Source organism: Streptomyces sp. NPDC092045 (genome assembly GCF_044756005.1).
Classification (GTDB): Bacteria; Actinomycetota; Actinomycetes; order Streptomycetales; family Streptomycetaceae; genus Streptomyces.
The window spans coordinates 1-17,015 of sequence record NZ_JBIVSC010000030.1 but is presented as its reverse complement, the minus strand read 5'-3'; the positions used below and the strand labels follow the sequence as shown (position 1 = coordinate 17,015).

The 17,015-nt window shown below is 74.8% G+C and carries 15 protein-coding genes and 1 pseudogene; 8 read left to right on the top strand and 8 right to left on the bottom strand.

Translation table 11 applies throughout. The annotated features are described in order from the left end of the window. Nucleotides 1–32 precede the first annotated feature (32 nt). The 4 genes from ACIQKA_RS33275 to ACIQKA_RS33260 all read left to right on the top strand — a co-directional run bounded on the left by ACIQKA_RS33275 (nucleotide 33) and on the right by ACIQKA_RS33260 (nucleotide 3,635). The gene (locus ACIQKA_RS33275) at nucleotides 33–800 is read left to right on the top strand and encodes a hypothetical protein (protein ID WP_402543203.1); all 768 of its coding nucleotides are present in this window, start codon (nucleotides 33–35) and stop codon (nucleotides 798–800) included. Continuing rightward, nucleotides 797–1,561: a glycerophosphodiester phosphodiesterase gene (locus tag ACIQKA_RS33270; RefSeq protein ID WP_402543202.1), complete on the top strand. Its 765-nt coding sequence runs from the start codon at nucleotides 797–799 to the stop codon at nucleotides 1,559–1,561. Before ACIQKA_RS33275 ends, ACIQKA_RS33270 begins: the two co-directional genes overlap by 4 nt. Nucleotides 1,562–1,634: 73 nt before the next feature. Further along, nucleotides 1,635–3,005: an MFS transporter gene (locus ACIQKA_RS33265; RefSeq protein WP_383158453.1), complete on the top strand. Its 1,371-nt coding sequence runs from the start codon at nucleotides 1,635–1,637 to the stop codon at nucleotides 3,003–3,005. A gap of 255 nt (nucleotides 3,006–3,260) precedes the next feature. Then, entirely contained in the window at nucleotides 3,261–3,635 is a 375-nt protein-coding gene (locus ACIQKA_RS33260) for an RNA polymerase-binding protein RbpA (protein WP_026278069.1), read from the top strand. A gap of 93 nt (nucleotides 3,636–3,728) precedes the next feature. Here the strand turns inward: ACIQKA_RS33260 and fxsA are convergent, their stop codons facing one another. From fxsA to ACIQKA_RS33240, 4 genes are all read right to left on the bottom strand, one after another. After that, nucleotides 3,729–4,325: an FxsA family membrane protein gene (gene fxsA, locus ACIQKA_RS33255; RefSeq protein ID WP_383158230.1), complete on the bottom strand. Its 597-nt coding sequence runs from the start codon at nucleotides 4,323–4,325 to the stop codon at nucleotides 3,729–3,731. A 202-nt stretch (nucleotides 4,326–4,527) separates the two neighbouring features. Continuing rightward, entirely contained in the window at nucleotides 4,528–5,304 is a 777-nt protein-coding gene (locus tag ACIQKA_RS33250) for a polyprenol monophosphomannose synthase (RefSeq protein ID WP_366378855.1), read from the bottom strand. Between the two features lie 427 nt (nucleotides 5,305–5,731). Next, nucleotides 5,732–7,375, bottom strand: coding sequence for an amidohydrolase (locus ACIQKA_RS33245; protein ID WP_390112347.1), 1,644 nt, complete (start codon nucleotides 7,373–7,375; stop codon nucleotides 5,732–5,734). A gap of 104 nt (nucleotides 7,376–7,479) precedes the next feature. Continuing rightward, a complete protein-coding gene (locus ACIQKA_RS33240; protein WP_030691308.1) occupies nucleotides 7,480–7,920 on the bottom strand; it encodes an Lrp/AsnC family transcriptional regulator in 441 nt (146 codons plus the stop codon). A 226-nt stretch (nucleotides 7,921–8,146) separates the two neighbouring features. Here ACIQKA_RS33240 and ACIQKA_RS33235 point away from each other — a divergent pair, with 226 nt between their 5' ends. Together ACIQKA_RS33235 and ACIQKA_RS33230 are read left to right on the top strand one after the other, a co-directional pair. Continuing rightward, the gene (locus ACIQKA_RS33235; RefSeq protein ID WP_383158225.1) at nucleotides 8,147–8,515 is read left to right on the top strand and encodes a hypothetical protein; all 369 of its coding nucleotides are present in this window, start codon (nucleotides 8,147–8,149) and stop codon (nucleotides 8,513–8,515) included. 288 nt (nucleotides 8,516–8,803) lie between these two features. Then, nucleotides 8,804–9,307 carry a hypothetical protein gene (locus ACIQKA_RS33230; RefSeq protein WP_402543201.1) on the top strand — a complete coding sequence of 168 codons (504 nt, stop codon included), beginning with the start codon at nucleotides 8,804–8,806 and terminating at the stop codon, nucleotides 9,305–9,307. On the opposite strand, the pseudogene ACIQKA_RS33225 reads toward ACIQKA_RS33230, so the two are convergent. The 4 genes and pseudogenes from ACIQKA_RS33225 to ACIQKA_RS33210 all read right to left on the bottom strand — a co-directional run bounded on the left by ACIQKA_RS33225 (nucleotide 9,270) and on the right by ACIQKA_RS33210 (nucleotide 13,496). Beyond that, nucleotides 9,270–10,440, bottom strand: a pseudogene (locus tag ACIQKA_RS33225) (acyl-CoA dehydrogenase family protein). The gene ACIQKA_RS33230 and the pseudogene ACIQKA_RS33225 sit on opposite strands and share 38 nt — an antisense overlap. Nucleotides 10,441–10,560: 120 nt before the next feature. After that, nucleotides 10,561–10,710, bottom strand: a complete 150-nt coding sequence (locus tag ACIQKA_RS33220; RefSeq protein ID WP_376240914.1) for an SCO1431 family membrane protein — start codon at nucleotides 10,708–10,710, stop codon at nucleotides 10,561–10,563. 240 nt (nucleotides 10,711–10,950) lie between these two features. Beyond that, nucleotides 10,951–11,733: an SAM-dependent methyltransferase gene (locus ACIQKA_RS33215; RefSeq protein WP_383158216.1), complete on the bottom strand. Its 783-nt coding sequence runs from the start codon at nucleotides 11,731–11,733 to the stop codon at nucleotides 10,951–10,953. 392 nt (nucleotides 11,734–12,125) lie between these two features. After that, nucleotides 12,126–13,496, bottom strand: a complete 1,371-nt coding sequence (locus ACIQKA_RS33210) for a peptidase C39 family protein (protein ID WP_402543200.1) — start codon at nucleotides 13,494–13,496, stop codon at nucleotides 12,126–12,128. 461 nt (nucleotides 13,497–13,957) lie between these two features. On the opposite strand from ACIQKA_RS33210, the gene ACIQKA_RS33205 reads away from it, so the two are divergent. Further along, complete coding sequence (locus tag ACIQKA_RS33205) at nucleotides 13,958–14,587, top strand: uridine kinase (protein ID WP_391096958.1); 630 nt, start codon at nucleotides 13,958–13,960, stop codon at nucleotides 14,585–14,587. Nucleotides 14,588–14,907: 320 nt separating this feature from the next. Then, nucleotides 14,908–16,827: an AAA family ATPase gene (locus ACIQKA_RS33200; RefSeq protein ID WP_402543199.1), complete on the top strand. Its 1,920-nt coding sequence runs from the start codon at nucleotides 14,908–14,910 to the stop codon at nucleotides 16,825–16,827. Nucleotides 16,828–17,015: the final 188 nt, after the last annotated feature.

Here is a 17,015-nt window from a genome sequence, read left to right as displayed (position 1 = left end):
AGTCCACCACCACCACTCTGGGGGGCAGCACCTTGTCCATCGCCTCCGGCCTCCGCGGCCGGCACCTCACCCGTCGACTGGTCCAGCTCTACGCGGGGCTGACGCTGTACGGCGTCAGCTCGGCACTGCTCGTGCGCGGCGCGCTCGGCCTGGAGCCCTGGGGCGTCCTCCACCAGGGCCTCGCCGGGAAGACCGGGCTGACGATCGGCGTGGTGTCGATCGTGGTGGGGGCGGTGGTGCTGCTGCTGTGGATCCCGATCCGGCAGCGGCCCGGACTCGGCACGGTCTCCAACGTCTTCGTGATCGGCCTGGCGATGGACGGCACCCTGGCCCTGGTCCCGGAGCACGACGGCCTGGCCGTGCGGGTGCCGCTGCTCGTGCTGGGGATCGTCCTCAACGGGGTCGCGACCGGCCTGTACATCGCGGCGCGGTTCGGCCCCGGCCCGCGCGACGGCCTGATGACCGGCCTGCACCGGCTCACCGGCCGCTCCATCCGCCTGGTGCGGACGTTCCTCGAAGTGGCCGTGGTGGCGACCGGCTTCCTGCTCGGCGGCTCGGTGGGCGTCGGCACGGTCCTGTACGCGCTCTCGATCGGCCCGCTGGCCCAGTTCTTCCTGCGCCGGTTCGCGATCCCGGAGCGGGAGGAGGGCGTCGCGGCGGCCTCCCCGGAACCCGCCCCGACGGAGCTCCCCGGCCCGGCCGGGGATCCCGCTCCGGCGCGGGAGGCCGGCCCCGCGACGGCCGCCCGTCCCCCGACGGTCGCCCCCGGGACACCGGAACAGGCCATACTGCGGCGGTGACTCGCGTACGCCACCCCTACCTCGACCACCCCTCCCCCCTCCCGTTCGCCCACCGCGGCGGCACGGCGAACGGCCTGGAGAACACCGCGGCCGCCTTCCGCCGGGCCGCCGCGGCGGGCTACCGCTACTTCGAGACCGACGTGCACACGACCTCCGACGGGGTGCTCGTGGCCTTTCACGACGCGACCCTGGACCGGGTGACGGACGCCTCGGGCCGGATCTGCGACCTGCCCTGGGAGGCGGTGCGCGAGGCCCGGGTGGCGGGCCGGGAGCCGCTGCCGCTCTTCGCCGACCTCCTGGAGGAGTTCCCGGAGGCCCGCTGGAACGTGGACCTCAAGACGGAGTCCGCCCTCGCCCCGCTGGTCGACCTGATCCGCAGGACCGGCTCCTGGGACCGGGTCTGCGTGGGCTCCTTCACCGAGGCCCGGGTGGCCCGGGCGCAGCGCCTGGCCGGTCCACGGCTCGCCACCTCGTACGGGGTGCGCGGGGTGCTCGGGCTGCGGCTGCGTTCCCTGGGCGTTCCGGCGGCGCTGCGGGCCGGGGCGGTGGCGGCGCAGGTGCCGGAGCGCCAGGGCGGGGTCACGGTGGTCGACCGGCGGTTCGTCCGGGAGGCGCACGCGCGCGGGCTCCAGGTCCACGTGTGGACCGTGAACGACCCGGCCCGGATGAACTCCCTCCTCGACCTGGGCGTGGATGGCATCATGACCGATCACCTGGAGACGCTGCGCTCGGTGCTGACCGAGCGGGGCGCGTGGAGCTGAGCGCGCGCCCGGGCGGCACGGGGACGGGACACCAGGGGCACGGGCCCACGGGGACGAACGAGGGGGCGCGGCCGTGACCGCTGACACCACCGAGCCGGAGGAGTACGCCACCGGCCCCGCCGGACGGCGGCGCGAGCAGCGGGGCTGGTACTTCTACGACTTCGCGTGCTCGGTGTACTCGACGAGCGTGCTCACCGTCTTCCTCGGCCCCTATCTGACCTCGGTGGCGCGGGCGGCGGCCGACCCGGAGGGGTTCGTCCACCCGCTGGGCATACCCGTGCGGGCGGGCTCGCTCTTCGCGTACGCCGTGTCGGCCTCGATCGTGGTCGCGGTGATCGTGATGCCGCTGGTGGGCGCGGCGGCCGACCGCACGGGCCGGAAGAAGCCGCTGCTCGCGGCGACGGCGTACCTGGGGGCGACGGCCACGGCCGGGATGTTCTTCCTGGACGGCGACCGCTACCTCCTGGGCGCCTTCCTGCTGATCGTGGCGAACGCCTCGCTCTCGGTCTCGATGGTGCTCTACAACGCCTATCTGCCGCAGATCTCGGAGCCGGAGGAGCGCGACGCGGTCTCCTCGCGCGGCTGGGCCTTCGGCTACACGTCCGGCGCGCTGGTCCTCGTCCTGAACCTGGTCCTCTACTCGGGCCACGACTCCTTCGGCCTGACCGAGGGGGAGGCGGTCCGGATCTGCCTGGCCTCGGCCGGCGTGTGGTGGGGCGCGTTCACCCTCGTGCCGCTGCGGCGGCTGCGCGACCGGCGGCTGCCCGCCGAGGACCGGGAGCGGGCCGGCGGGGGCGCGGTCGGCAGCGGCTGGCGCCAGCTGCGGGCGACCCTGAAGGACATGCGCCGGCACCCGCTGACGCTCTCCTTCCTCCTCGCGTACCTGGTCTACAACGACGGCGTGCAGACGGTGATCTCGCAGGCCTCGCTGTACGGCTCGGAGGAGCTGGGCCTGGACCAGACGACGCTCATCACGGCGGTCCTGCTCGTCCAGGTGCTCGCGGTGGCGGGGGCCCTCGGCATGGGGCGGCTCGCCCGGTCGTACGGCGCCAAGCGGACGATCCTGGCCTCGCTCGCGGTCTGGACCCTGATCCTGGCGGCGGCCTACGTCCTGCCGGCCGACGCGCCGGTGTTCTTCTACTCCCTGGCGGCCGCGATCGGCCTGGTCCTGGGCGGCAGCCAGGCCCTGTCGCGCTCGCTGTTCTCGCACCTGGTGCCGCGCGGCAAGGAGGCGGAGTACTTCTCGGCGTACGAGATGAGCGACCGGGGGCTGAGCTGGCTGGGTCCGCTGGTGTTCGGTCTCGCGTATCAGCTGACCGGAAGCTACCGGGATGCCATCATCTCCCTGTTGATCTTCTTCGTCGCGGGCTTCGTCCTGCTCGCCAGGGTGCCGGTGCGGCGCGCGGCGGAGGCCGCGGGAAACCCCGTGCCGGAGCGTATTTAGACGTGGCGGGGAAAGGGCGGTAGTGTACGCGTTTGGCCTGCCAGGCGGACCGTTACTGCGTGCTGCTTTGGTGAAGACACCACGTCACACCTGCCGTCAGATGTGACAAAACGGGCACTGGTGGGTACAACAAGGGGCGGCACGACGGGCGACGCATGACCCGGCACGGGAATCTTTACCGCCGACCGGACGTTGACCGGATAACGACGACAGCGACATCTGTCCTGTGGGCGACAAGCCCGGGAGGCACGATTCATGAGTGAGCGAGCTCTTCGCGGCACGCGCCTCGTGGTGACGAGCTACGAGACCGACCGCGGCATCGATCTGGCCCCGCGCCAGGCGGTGGAGTACGCATGCGAGAAGGGACATCGCTTTGAGATGCCCTTCTCGGTAGAGGCGGAGATTCCGCCGGAGTGGGAGTGCAAGGTCTGCGGAAGCCAGGCACTCCTGGTGGACGGGGACGGTCCCGAAGAGAAGAAGGGCAAGCCTGCGCGTACGCACTGGGACATGCTCATGGAGCGGCGCACCCGCGAGGAGCTGGAGGAGGTCCTCGCCGAGAGGCTGGCCGTCCTGCGCTCCGGCGCCATGAACATCGCCGTGCATCCGCGCGACAGCCGCAAGTCCGCCTAGCGGACCGCCGGACGATCAACGCCGCGGGGCCCGGTACACGAAGGTGTGTACCGGGCCCCGCGGCGTTTTCGCGTGCCCTCCGGGGCCGGCGCGTCAGGGGGTCAGGGGCGGGCGGGGGTCCCCGGCCGCGCGCGGGCCCGGAGCGGCGTCCTCGCGGACGACCTCGCCCCGGACCACCTTCCCGTCCGGGCGGTGCATGCGGGCCTGCTGGAAGGCGTCCTGGAGGCCGCCGGGGGCCGTGGCGGCCATCCGGCGCTCGACCGCCTTCTCCGCGGACCGTCCGAGGAAGGAGCGGACCGGCGGGATCAGCAGGAGCAGGCCGGCCGCGTCGGAGATCAGGCCGGGGAGGATCAGGAGCAGGCCGCCGAGCATCAGGAAGCCGTTGCGGTCCTCCGCGCCGGTCCGCTCCGGCGCGACGGGCGCCCCACCGGTCCGCGCGGCCTCCTGGGCCTGCTGGAAGGTGGAGGTGAGGTTCCGGAAGGCGCGCCGGCCGGCCCGCTTGACGACGACGGTGCCGAGCACGGCGCCGCCGACGAGCAGGGCGAGGACGGTGAGCCCGCCGGCCGCGTCCGCCACCACCGTGAGCAGCCAGATCTCCAGGACCAGCCAGGCGGCGAGGCCGATCGGGAGGAACGTGCGCGCGCGGGAGCGCTTCTTGGGGGCGGGAGAGGGCGGTACGCCGGTCGTCATGGTCCCCAGTGTGCCTGGAGCCCCGCCGGAACGGCGTAAAGGGAAGATCAGTGCGCAGGTGAGGATCGCGGGCCGGCGCGTACGCGTCGCGGGTCGGCGCGTACGGGTCGGGGGCCGGTGCGCGAGGTTCGCGAACCGGCGCGTACGGGTCGCGGCCCGGTGCCCGCCGCTCGTCCGGCGGACCGTACGGCGGGAGAACGGGTCAGGAGGGCTTGCGGCCCAGCCGCTTGCCGACCTTCTCCGCGCGCGCCGTCAGGCCCCAGCCGGTGACCCGCCACAACGCCTCGACGAGGATGTCGCGGCTCATCTTCGAGTCGCCGACCTCCCGCTCCACGAACGTGATCGGGACCTCGACGACGTGGTAGCCCGCGGCGACGGCGCGGCGGGCCAGGTCGACCTGGAAGCAGTAGCCGGCCGAGGCCACGTCCTCCAGGCCCAGGCCCTCCAGGGTCTCCTTGCGGAAGGCCCGGTAGCCGCCGGTGACGTCGCGGATCGGCACGTCGAGCATCACGCGCGAGTAGAGGCTGCCGCCCCGGGAGATGAACTCGCGGGACTTCGGCCAGTTCACGATCCGGCCGCCCGGCACCCAGCGGGAGCCGAGCACCAGGTCCGCGCCCTTGAGGGCGGTGAGCAGCCGCGGGAGCTCCTCGGGCTGGTGGGAGCCGTCGGCGTCCATCTCGACGAGGACGCCGTAGCCGTGCTCGATGCCCCACCGGAAGCCGGCGAGGTAGGCGGCGCCGAGCCCCTCCTTGCCCTTGCGGTGCAGGACGTGCACGTGGTCGTCCTCGGAGGCGATCTCGTCCGCGAACTTGCCCGTGCCGTCGGGGCTGTTGTCGTCGGCGACGAGAACGTGCGCGTCGGGTACGGCTTCCCGCACCCGCGCGACGATCGGCTTGATGTTGTCCGCCTCGTTGTAGGTCGGAATGATCACCAAGGCCTTGCCGAGCGGGCCGTAACGCCTCTGGCCACCGTCGTTCACTACTGCCCCTTCGGATGCATACACAGGCCCCCACCATAGCGAGGTCCCCGGGATGCTCCGGCGCGGCGGGTCGGGCGGGACGGGTGACGTGCGGTGCGGGGCCCGTCGTCCTTCGGTCCGGCCCGGGATCCGCCGGCTGCGGGTCGACCGGGAGCCGTTGTCTACTGAACGTCCGGGCCCCACCCGGGTCGCACCTTCCGCCGGGGCCCTCCCCGCGGCCGAGGCGCGGGAGGCGTTCGGCTGCCGGGCGGGCGCGGTCCGGTCGGACGTCCTGTGGTGGACGCGGAGAACCTACCCGCCCCCGGCGGGCGGCTGTCAATACCCGCCCGACCTGCCGGTTCCTCCCGAAAGGCCAGGTCGGAGGGGAAGACCCGCAGGTCGGGGACAAGCGTGCGGGGCGGTGCCCGAAGGGGGGAACGCCCCTCCGTCACACGTCCGGCTGCACGAACACCGTCCGTCCGTGCACGACCGTGCGCAGGCAGACCGGGAGGTCGTTGCCGGGCGTCAGGTCGGGCAGGCCCGGCGTGCCGGAGCGCGGGTCGGTGGACCAGCGGGCGACCCGGTCGTCGGGCGCCTGCACGACGAGTTCCTCGGTGCGCCAGACCGCGTAGTCGGCGGGGGCGCCGGGGACGAGCGTCCCGGCGTCGTCGCGGCCGACGGCGCGCCAGCCGCCCCGGGTGTGGGCGGTGAAGGCGGCGCGGGCGGAGATCCGGTGCTCGGGGGTGCGGTGGAAGGCGGCGGCCCGGACGGTGCCCCAGGGGTCGAGCGGGGTGACGGGGCTGTCGGAGCCGAAGGCCAGCGGCACGCCGGAGCGCAGCAGGGCCGCGTACGGGTTGAGGGTGCGGGCCCGCCCGGCGCCGAGCCGGTCGGCGTACATGCCCTCCTCGCCGCCCCAGAGCGCGTCGAAGGCGGGCTGGACGGAGGCGGTGAGGCCCAGTTCGGCGAAGGCGGCGATCGTCTCGGGGGTGAGCATCTCGACGTGCTCGACCCGGTGCCGGGCGGCCCGGACGCGGGCGAGTCCCAGCTTCTCGGCGGCGGCCCCGAAGCCCTCGACGACCGCGGTGACGGCGGCGTCCCCGATGGCGTGGAAGCCGGCCTGGAGCCCCGCCTCGGTGCAGGCGACGACGTGGAGGGCGACGGTGGCCGCGTCCAGGTGGGCGGCGCCGGTGTGACCGCGGTCGGCGTGGTCGGCGTACGGCTCGTGGAGGCAGGCCGTGTGGGAGCCGAGGGAGCCGTCGGCGAACAGGTCGCCGGCGGCGCCGAGCGCGCCGAGGTCGCGCGCCCGCTCCACGTCGAGGTCGGCCCAGTAGCCGACGACCCGGGGGCCGGCCTCCTCGCGGGCGAGGTCGAGCAGTCCGGTGAAGTCCTCCTCGGAGGAGATCCGCGGACCGCCGCACTCGTGCAGGGTGCCGATGCCGAGGGAGGCGGCCCGGGCGCGGGCGGCGCGCTGGGCCTCGGCGCGCTGGAGCGCGGACACGGCGCCGAAGGCGGCGGCGCGCACGGCGTGGTGGGCGTCGCCGGTGAGCGGCCGCAGGCCGTCGTGGAAGCCGTCCAGGTCCCGGACGCCGGGCACCAGGTCGAGCAGGGCGGTGGTGACGACGGCCGAGTGGACGTCGATCCGCGTCAGGTAGAGCGGGCGGCCGCCGGTGAGGCCGTCGAGCTCGTCGCGGGTGAACGGGCGGCGCTCGGGCCAGCGGGAGGCGTCCCAGCCGTGGCCGAGGAGGACGCGGTCCCCGGGGCGGGCGGCGGCGTGGGCCCGGATCCGCTCCGCCGCCTCGGCGAGCGAGGCGGCGGAGGAGAGGTCGAGGCCGGTGAGGGCGAAACCGGTGGCGGTGGTGTGCACGTGCGCGTCGACGAACGCCGGGGTGACGAGCGCGCCCTCCAGGTCGACCACCTCGTCCACGCCGGACGCGAAGGCGTCGGCCGCTCCCTCCGAACCCACCCAGGCGACGTGCCCGCGCTCCACCACCATGGCGGTGGCGAAGGGGTCGGCGGGGCTGTGGACCTCTCCGCCGCGCAGGAGCACGGTGCGGTGGTCGCCGGAAGGCGCGGCAGGCATGGACTCGCTCATGGCACCAGGCTAGGACCTGTGCGGACCCGGCCCGTCCGGCAGGTCCCCCCGGCGGGCGCCGGGAGGCGGAGACAGGTGGGCGCCGGCGGGCGGAGGCCGGTGGGTCAGATGCGCGGGGGCCGGGCCTCGTACGGGGTGGAGAGGACGACCGTCGTGCGGCTGGACACGCCGGCCTGGGAGCGGATGCGGGTGAGCAGGTGCTCCAGCTCCAGCGGGGTGGCGACCCGGACCTTGAGGATGTAGTTCTCGTCGCCCGCGACGCTGTGGCAGGCCTCGATCTCGGGGATGTCGGCGAGCCGGTCGGGGGTGTCGTCGGGGGCGCTGGGGTCGAAGGGTTTGACCGAGATGAAGGCGGTCAGCGGCAGGCCCACGGCCTCCGGGTCGACGACGGCGGCGTAGCCGCGGATGACGCCGCGCTGCTCCAGGCGGCGGACGCGCTGATGCACGGCCGACGTGGACAGGCCGGTGGCCTTGCCCAGGTCGGTGTAGCTCATGCGCCCGTCCTTGACGAGCAACTCCACGATCTGACGATCCAGCTCCTCCATGCGGTGACCCTAGTGCTCCGCAGGGACCGGGGCACGGCCCGGGGCGCCCCGTATGAACCGCTATGCGCCGTCACGAGGCACCTGCGACGAGCATGTGACGAACGCCACATGTTTGTGTCCGGCTCGGGGTGCCGCCTCACGGTTATGCGGAGTTCCGTATGGGAAGTGCTTGCTGTGGTCGAAGGCCGCACAGATCCGGCCGACCCAGCCGAGGGGGAGATTCTTCATGCAGGAGCCTGTTGATTCGGTCGACACGTCCGACGAACTCGACGCGTACGACACCTTTGAGATGTTCCGGGTCCTCTGCCCGGAGTGCGCGCAGCCCATCGCGCTGCTCGCGGACGAGGACGTGCTGCCGGAGCACGCGCTCTGCCCCACGCCGTGGAACCCCTTCGTCCTCACGGTGTGCCGGGGCACGGGCCTCGCGGCCTCCGGGGCGGGCCCGGCCGACGACACCCTGGAGGTCCAGGAGCAGGACACCGCGCTGCTCCTGACGCTCCCCCAGGGCCTCGACTGGCGCACGCAGCCCTTCTCGCACGTCGGCGGCCCGGGCTCGCGCCCGATCCGGGTGCCGCAGATGCGCCGCGCGGCCTGAGGCCGCATCCCGTCGGACGCCTTCCCGTACCGCGCGGCGGTACGGGAAACCCGATGGTCCGGCCGTGTGCCGGACCCGCCCGGGTACCGGGCGAACTGCCGCTCGAATCCGCTCGGCGGTGACCCCCAGCCAACGGAGCGCGTTGGTCCGGGCATGACCACGCTGCACACGACTCCCAGCGGTTACGGTCGGCACCGGCAGGCCGAGCCGCGCATTGAAGAATCGGTTCCCCTCCCGGCTGCGGCGCCGGCGTCCACAGCCGCGCCCTCACCCGTCCCCGCGCCGCCCGTGCCCGTACCGGCGCAGGCGCAGCCCCCGGCCGAGGCGGGAGCCGAGACCCGGACGGAGACGCGGGCCGAGCCCCGTCACCGGCCGCGGGCGCAGCCCCAGCCCCGGGCGCAGTCGCGCGTCCAGCCCGCTCCCCCGTCCCGCGTACGGCCCCCGTCGCAGCCGCCGGTTCCGGCCTCCGTCCCGGTCCCGGCCTCCCCTCCGGCTCTCGTCGGCCCTCCTCTTCCGGCCGATCCGCCGGTCACGATCACCGCTCCCGTACCGGTCGCCGCCCCGGTCCCGCTCTCCGCGCGGGCCCCGGTCCCCGCCGCCCTCCCCGCCCCCGCTCCCGTCCCGGCGCACCCGCCCATCTACCAGGACGTGCTCTCCCTCTGGGCGAGCCAGGGCCGCGCCCTGCCCGGCCACCGCGACCAGGAGTGGACCCGGCTCGCCGCGGGGCCCGTCTGGGCGGACCGGACCGTCCGGGTCAGCGGGACTCTGGTCCGACCAGGTGACGGGCGATGACCACCCGCTGGATCTGATTGGTCCCCTCGACGATCTGGAGCACCTTGGCCTCGCGCAGGAAGCGCTCCACCGGGAAGTCCGCCGTGCAGCCGTACCCGCCGAGCACCTGCACCGCGTCCGTCGTGACCCGCATCGCGGCGTCCGTGCAGAAGAGCTTGGCCATCGCCGCGAGCCGGCCGAAGGGCCGCCCCCCGTCCCGCAGCCGCGCCGCCTCCAGGTACAGCGCCCGGCCCGCCTCGACCTGGGTCGCCATGTCGGCGAGGAGGAAGCGGAGCCCCTGGAAGTCGGCGACCGGCCGGCCGAACTGGCGGCGCTCCCGGGCGTGTCCGACGGCCGCGTCCAGGGCCGCCCGGGCGAGCCCCACGGCGCAGGCGGCGATGCCGAGCCGCCCCGAGTCCAGGGCGTCGAGCGCGATCGCGAAGCCCTGCCCCTCCCCGCCGAGCCGCCGTGCGTCGGGGACCCGCACGCCCTCGAAGCGGAGTTGCGCGGTGGGCGAGCCGCCCATGCCCATCTTCCGCTCGGGCGGGTCCGCGCTCAGGCCCGGCGCGTCCCCCGGAACCAGGAAGGCCGTGATGCCGCGCGCCGGGGCCGCCGGTGCGGGCCATGACCGTGCAGAAGTCGGCGATCCCGCCGTGCGTGATCCACGCCTTGGTGCCGTCGATCGTCCACGTGTCGCCGTCGCGGACGGCCCGGGTCCGCAGCGCCGCCGCGTCCGACCCGGCGGAGGGTTCGGAGAGGCAGTACGCGCCGAGGAGGCCGCCGCCCAGCAGGGCGGGCAGGTGCGCGGCCCGCTGCTCCTCGGTGCCGAAACCGGCGAGGGCGTGGCAGGAGAGGGTGTGGACGCTGACGCCGAGGCCGACGGTGAGCCGGGCCGCGGCGAGTTCCTCCAGGACCTGGAGGTACACCTCGTACGGCTGGCCTCCCCCGCCGTGTGCGGGGTCGTAGGGCAGTCCGAGGAGTCCGGAGCGGGAGAGCAGTGCGAACAGCTCGCGGGGGAAGCATCCGGCGGCCTCCTCGGCCGCGGCGGACGGGACGATCTCCCGCCGGGCGACGTCGCGCACCAGGGCGAGCAGCTCGCGGGCCTCGTCGGTGGGCAGGCGGCGCTCCACGCCGTCCGCGGGGGTGTCGGGCACGGCCGGACGCTCCTCCCTGCCGGGCGCGGGCGGACCGCGCGCGGGATGCCGGGGTCGCGGGGAGCATGCCCGCCCCGGAGGCCCGGATCACACGGCCGCCGGGGGATCACACCGACGCCGTCACATGAGGCCCGCCCGGGTGACGAGCACGGCGAGCAGCACGACCAGGGTCCAGCCGAGGACGTTCTCCAGGAGCTTGGGACCGTCGTCGTCCCGGGGGCCGCCCGTGCGGGCGCGGAGGAGGGCGGGGCTGTGGGTGGTGGAGGTCATGGCGACCACCATGCGCCACGGGGGCGGCCCCGGGGTAGAGACGTCCGTCACGTCCCCCGGGGCCGCGCCTCCGCGCCGGAGGGGGCCGAGGGCGCCGGGGGCCTTGTGCCGGGCGGGCGGTAGCCGGTCGGCGGGGGGACGCGGCGGGCGCCTTCTGTGCCGCAGACCACGTCGCCGCGCGCGCCCGGGTCCCGGCCCGGTGGCACCCGCCCGCACGCCCCGTCCACCGCCCGGCCCGCCCTACTTGCGGCCGATGCCCCCGTACATCGCGACGTCCGGCGCCGGCCGCTCCGGCCGCCAGGCGGAGCAGGACACCACGCCGGGTTCCAGCAGTTCCAGGCCGTCGAAGTAGCGCGCGACGGCGGCGGGGGTCCGCTGGGTGAGCTTCGGGGTGCCGTGCTCGTTCCAGAAGGCGACCGCCGCGTCGACGTCCGGCATGTCCGGGTGGGTGACCGTGTGGGACAGGACGAGGTGGCTGCCGGGCGCGAGCGCGTCCATGAGCCTGCGGACGATCGCGTACGACTCCTCGTCGTCCTCGACGAAGATGACGACCCCGAGCAGCATCAGCGCGACCGGCCGCGAGAGGTCGAGCGTCTTCGCCGCGGCGGCGAGGATCGTGTCGACGTCCCGCAGGTCGGCGTCCAGGTAGTCGGTGGCGCCCTCGGGCGTCCCGACCAGCAGGGCGCGGGCGTGCGTGAGGACGAGCGGGTCGTTGTCCACGTACACGACCCGCGCGTCGGGGGCGACGCGCTGGGCGACCTCGTGGGTGTTGTCGGCGCTCGGCAGCCCCGTGCCGATGTCCAGGAACTGCCGGACGCCCTCCTGCCCCGCCAGGTGGCGCACCGCCCGCCCCAGGAACAGCCGGTCCGCCTTGGCGTAGTCCCCGATCCCCGGGTGCAGTTCCCTGATCCGGTCACCGGTCTCCCGGTCGACCGGGTAGTTGTCCTTGCCGCCGGTCCAGTAGTTCCATATCCGGGCGGTGTGCGGCCGGGACGTGTCGATGCGCGATTCGATGTCGGTCACGCCCTCAACGTAGCGCAGCTCCCCGCCAACTCCCTTTGCCCGCAGCGCACGGGGCGACGCACGGGGGCGGCACGTCCTCCCGCGTCGTCGAACCGGTGGCCGGCCCGGACGCAGCTCTCGGGGAGCAGGTCCGCGACGGGGACGGGCCGCGGCCGGCCGTGGTGCGGTTGTCGCCCCGCCGGCGCGTCCGGGCGACGTGCGCCGCCGCCCGGACGGGTTCGCGGTCGACGGAACCGGCCCGCGTGGTCGTCTCCCCTGCCTTCCTCGGGTGTCACGCGACGCCGACCCGAACGGCGGGGACGCGCGAGCCGATGTCGACGCGGTGTCCGTCCCGCCGGGAGGCGCGACGGACCGATGCGGCGGAGGCGGTACGACGGCGGGCCCCCGCGCGCTCACACCAGCCCGAGCGCCCTCAGCGCGCGGTGCTGTCCCGCTGTCGGACCGGTCGGCCAGTAGACGTAGCAGACCCCGCCCGTCCCGCTCCTGACCTTGCCGTTCGCGTCGTACCTCTTCGTGCGCAGCCAGATGTTCTCCCACTCGCGCCGCCGGTAGACCCGGCGGACCGCCTCGTTGTGGGGCGAGGCGGGGTCGTTGGCGACGACGTCGCCGGCCGGGGTGAAGCCGACGACCGTCATCAGGTGGCCCGAGGTGCCGTAACCGGCGCCGGTCAGCTCCTCCTCGAGGAAGGACTGCGACGTGATGACCGGGATGCCGACGCGGACCAGGCCCTCCAGTTCGGCGAGCGAGCGCAGCCGGGTGACCACGGCGTTCATGCCGGGGTACGTGGCGGCGTAGGCGGCGTTGAAGGGCCAGTTGCCGCAGCCCTCGTACTGGTTGTCGTAGGTGAAGCGGGCCGCGTGGCAGACCTGCGGGTCGGCGAAGGCCGGGTCCACCCAGGCCAGGTCCTCCGCCGAGGGCCGGCGCCCCCAGTACTCGACGACCATCTGCGAGGAGGTCGGGCTGCACCAGGCCTCGCCGCCGTTGTCGTACTCGGGGTACTGCCCGACGTGGGTGTTCTGCGAGTAGCGCGGCACGGCCAGTTCGCGGGCGGGGCCGGGCACGGAGGCCGGGACGGCGAAGCGGTCCGGGACGTCCGAGGCCATGGCGCCGATCCGCCACACCGTCGGGGTGAGGTCGCTGCCCGGCGTCCGGTAGAGGGTCAGGCGCAGCCGGTACGAGCGCAGCCGCAGCCCGCTCGCCGGGTCGTCGATCGCGAAGGTGTCGGTCCAGACGCTGCTCCTCCCGTCGGTCTGGTCGTCGACCGAGGTGCGCCGGATGTCCCCCTCCCCGTCTCCGGAGGCCCAGCGGCCCAGGACGTACCGGGGGACGGCCGTGGAGTCGGAGTACGTGCCGGACAGCTCGGCCTGGATCCAGGTGCCCGGGGGCGTGCGGGCGTTCCAGGAGGCGATGACCTCGGTGGCGGGCACGGCCGGGGTGTACTCGGGCGAGGTCCAGCTCGCGTACTCCCAGGCCGAGGTCCGCCCGGTGTGCGGGTCGGTGTGGTCGGTGCGGCCGGCGGGCCGGGCGAGGACCAGGCCCGGACGGGCGCCGGGGACCGCCCGCGTACCGGCGGCGGTGCCGCTCCGCCAGTCCGCGTACGAGGACCAGAAGCGGTTGTCGACGGTGCCGGGCGCGGGGGCGTGTCTCCGTCGGGCGCCGCCGGGGACGGCGGAGGCGACGGCGGGAACGGCGGAGGCGGCCGTTCCCGCGACGGCCGCGAGCGCCGCGGCGAGGACGGTTCTGCGCGGGGTGGAGCTGGTCATGGGCGGTGACCCCCAGTCGAGAACGGTGGGCGTGCGTGGGTGCCGGCGTGCGGAGGTGCCGGTCGGCGGGTGCGGTGTGGGCGCCGATGCGCGGATGCGGTGCCGCACGGACGGGTCGGTGTGCGGGTGCGGTGCCGCACGGCCGGGTCGGGGTGCGGACGGGCTGTCGTACGGAGATGTCGGTGTGCGGGTGCGGTGCTGTACGGCCGGGACGGGGTACGGGCGGGCTGTCGTACGGACATGTCGGTGTGCCGATGTGTCGACACGCGGGCGTGCGGACGTCCCGCCCGTCGGCCGCGCCCCCGGACCACGGGCGCGCGGACGGGTCGCGGGCCCACTATCCCGGCCCCGGTGGGCCTCCGCCAGCACTTCGCCCCGCGTCGCCGCACCAATATTGGTCTCGTCCACTGACGGCGGCACCTCCCTGACCTGGGACGGCCCCGCTCCCCTACCCTGGGGCCATGGACGACCTCGACCGCGCGGCGCGCGCGCTGCTCCGGCTGCCGCCCTCCTGCGGGCCGGTCCGGCTGGTCGCGGTCGACGGGCACGCGGGCTCCGGCAAGTCCACCCTCGCGGCCCGCCTCTCCGCCGCCCTCGGCGACGCCCCCGTCCTCCACCTCGACGACCTCGCCACCCACGAGGAGCTCTTCGGGTGGACCGGCCGGCTGCGGGGAGAGGTCCTGGAGCCCCTCGCGCGGGGCGCGGTCGCGGCCTACCGTCCGTACGACTGGCGGCTGCGGCGCTTCGGCGGGCCGCGCGCGCTGCCCCCGGCGCCGGTGGTCCTCGTCGAGGGCGTCGGCGCGGGCCGGCGGGCCGTGCGCCCCCACCTGGCGCGCCTGCTCTGGATGGAGCGCGGCGCGGAGGAGTCCTGGGAGCGGGGCCGGCGCCGGGACGGCCCGGAGCAGGCCGCGTTCTGGGACGGCTGGACCGTGGCGGAGACTCGCCATTTCTCCGGGGACCCCTCCCGGCCCTTCGCCGACGCCCTGGTACAGGAGTGCCGGAAGGGGTACGAGTGGCTTCCCGGACCTCGTGTGACAGCGGGCACGGACCAGATCATCACCCACCGTGACGGCTTCCCGTCCGTGAACTGAGGGGCCCGGAGTCCGCTTGCGCAAGTGCTCCAACTCCGCTTGACCCAAGGGCCGTACAGGTCTTACGTTCTGAATGTGCGGCTTTCAGGAGCCGCCGCGGACGCGAAGCCCCCGGTTGTTCCCCCGTGACCGGGGGCTTCGTTCTGCCCCCGGACCCCCTTCCGGAGCCTTCGCCGGGGCCCTTCGCGTCCCCCGGCGCTCACCCAGGGTCACCGCTTCCGGATCATGCGCTTCTCCTTAAGCGCCCACCCCCTGCGCAGGTACGATGCCCGCAGGTGCGGTCAAATCCCGTCCATGCGAAGACGGTTGTGGGGGACCCGATGGACATCGGCACACAGGGCTCGCAGCCCCCGGCCGAGCTCGCCTGGCTGCGCGGAGTCGACGCCTACACGATGGGCGCCTACCCGCAGGCGGAGGACGAGTTCCGGGCGGCGGTACGGATCGACCCCGGCATGGCGGACGCCTGGCTCGGGCTGCACGCGCTCCGGGTCGACACCACGACCGCGCTGCTGCGGATGTACCGCCACCGCGAGCGCTTCGGCGAGCAGCGGACCCGCTACCGGCGCACCCTGAACTCCTGGTACTGGCTCGGCTGGTGGGTGCAGCCGGTCCTGGAGAGCCCGCGCGACCTGCTGCTCGCGCACGCCTCCCACTGGCTCGACGGGCGCCACGTGCCCGAGCTGGACCGCGCCCTCGCGGGGCTCCCCCCGGTCGACACCGACCCCCAGGTGCGCTTCCTGCACGCCTGCCGGGCCTATCTCGTCAAGGACTGGGACCAGCTCGTCCGGCACACCGAGCCCCTCGTCGACGACCCGCTGCTCGGCATCGAGGCCGGGCTCTTCGGCGGCATGGCCCGGGTGCGCCTGGAGATGTACGGCCAGGCCGAGCCGCTGCTCTCGGCCTCCCTGATGCGGTGCCGCAGCGAGCAGCCGCAGCGCAAGGAGCTGCGGTACTGGCTCGCCCGCGCCCACGAGGGCACCGGGCGCAGTGCCGCCGCCCTTCCGCTCTACCGGGCCGTGCACCGGATCGACCCCTCCTTCATGGACACGGCGGCGCGGCTCGCGGCGATCACCGAGTACGACGGTTTCGAGGGGTACGACGGCCTGGAGGATCCGGCCGGGCTCGCGACGGTCGCCCTGGGCACGGTCGGCGGCGGACTCGGCCAGGACGCGGTGGACACCGTGCCGGGCGCCGAGCCCGACACCGGCGGACTCGGCGACGGGCTGCGGCTCGCGCCCGATCCGGCGCCGCCGGTCGCACCGGCCGCGCCCCCGGAGGTCGTACGGCACAAAGCCCGGGTCCCCCGGCAGCCCGAGCCGCCGCGCTTCCCGGCCGGTCCCACCGATCCGGCCCTGCTCGCGCAGGCGCTGGCCGAGCTGGAGGGCATGGTCGGCCTCGAACCGGTGAAGCGCCAGGTCAAGGCGCTCTCGGCGCAGCTGGAGATGGCGCGGTTCCGGGCCGACCAGGGGCTGCCGGTCCAGCCGCCGAAGCGGCACTTCGTCTTCTCCGGCCCCTCCGGCACCGGCAAGACCACGGTCGCCCGGATCCTGGGACGGGTCTTCTACGCCCTCGGGCTGCTCGGCGGGGACCACCTCGTGGAGGCCCAGCGGGCCGATCTGGTCGGCGAGTTCCTGGGGCAGACGGCGGTCAAGGCCAACGAGCTGATCGACTCGGCGGTCGGCGGGGTGCTCTTCGTGGACGAGGCCTACGCGCTCTCCAACACCGGGTACAGCAAGGGCGACGCGTACGGCGACGAGGCGCTCCAGGTGCTCCTGAAGCGGGCCGAGGACAACCGCGACCACCTGGTGGTCATCCTGGCCGGCTACCCCGAGGGCATGGACCGGCTGCTGTCGACCAACCCCGGCCTGTCCTCCCGGTTCACCACCCGGGTCGACTTCCCCTCGTACCGGCCGCTCGAACTCACCGCCATCGGCGAGGTCCTCGCGGCGGCCAACGGGGACGGCTGGGACGACGAGGCCCGCGACGAGCTGCGCTCGATCGGCGGGCACGTCGTCGAGCAGGGCTGGATCGACGAGCTGGGCAACGGGCGCTTCCTGCGCACCCTGTACGAGAAGTCCTGCGCCTACCGGGACCTGCGGCTCTCCGGCTGTCCGGGCAGCCCGACCCGGGAGGACCTCGCCACCCTCCGGCTGGCGGACCTGATGCAGGCGTACGGCGAGGTGCTGTCGGGCCGCGGTCCGGTCGACCGCGGCCCCCAGCAGGAACCGCCGGGATACTAGCCCGGTGCCCCAGGGGGTGTCTCGCCGATCACGCCGGGCTCGCGGCGTCCGGCACCGCTCCCCGATCCGGCCCGATCGGCAGGACGCCCCCTGGGGCGTGTGTCGAAAGTCCCGCCTGCCCGGCGGCGCCCGGCACGCACTCCCCCGTAGCCCTGCGGGCACGGGGGCACCCCCGGCCGCGTCGTCGG